The following is a 454-nucleotide window of genomic DNA, read 5'->3' as shown; positions in this document are numbered from 1 at the left end:
GAGTTTGTGATGTTCGCCTCGCAGGACGGGGCGAACATCCGCGCACTGTGCCGTCACTACGGCATTTCACCTGCCACCGCCTATAAGTGGCTTCGCCGCTGGGCTGAAGATGGCGCTTCCGGTCTTCAGGACCGCTCCCGGGCACCGCGTCACTCTCCTAACCAGACCCCTGACGTCACGACCGACCTGCTGCGCATCGCCCATGCCACCCACGCACGCTGGGGGGCCCGCAAGGTTAAGCGCTGGCTGGAAGACCAGGGTCATGCCATGCCTGCCTGCAGCACTGTCCATAACCTGATGGCCCGTCACGGCCTGCTCCCGGGGCTCCCTCCGGGTATCCCCGCCACCGGTCGCTTCGAACATGACGAACCCAACCGGCTCTGGCAGATGGATTTTAAGGGCCACTTTCCCTTTGGCGGTGGCCGCTGCCACCCGCTCACCCTGCTGGATGACC

Annotated in this window: 1 protein-coding gene; it reads left to right on the top strand. The window is 65.0% G+C overall.

The window, feature by feature from the left end; genetic code table 11:
• The coding region (locus M8013_RS00165; protein ID WP_271265826.1) for a helix-turn-helix domain-containing protein at positions 1-454 on the top strand (454 nt) is incomplete at both ends.

It is taken from the genome of Silvania confinis (genome assembly GCF_025564085.1).
Taxonomy (GTDB): domain Bacteria; phylum Pseudomonadota; class Gammaproteobacteria; order Enterobacterales; family Enterobacteriaceae; genus Enterobacter; species Enterobacter confinis.
The sequence above is the reverse complement of the archived record's forward strand: the minus strand, read 5'-3'. Positions and strand labels throughout refer to the sequence as shown.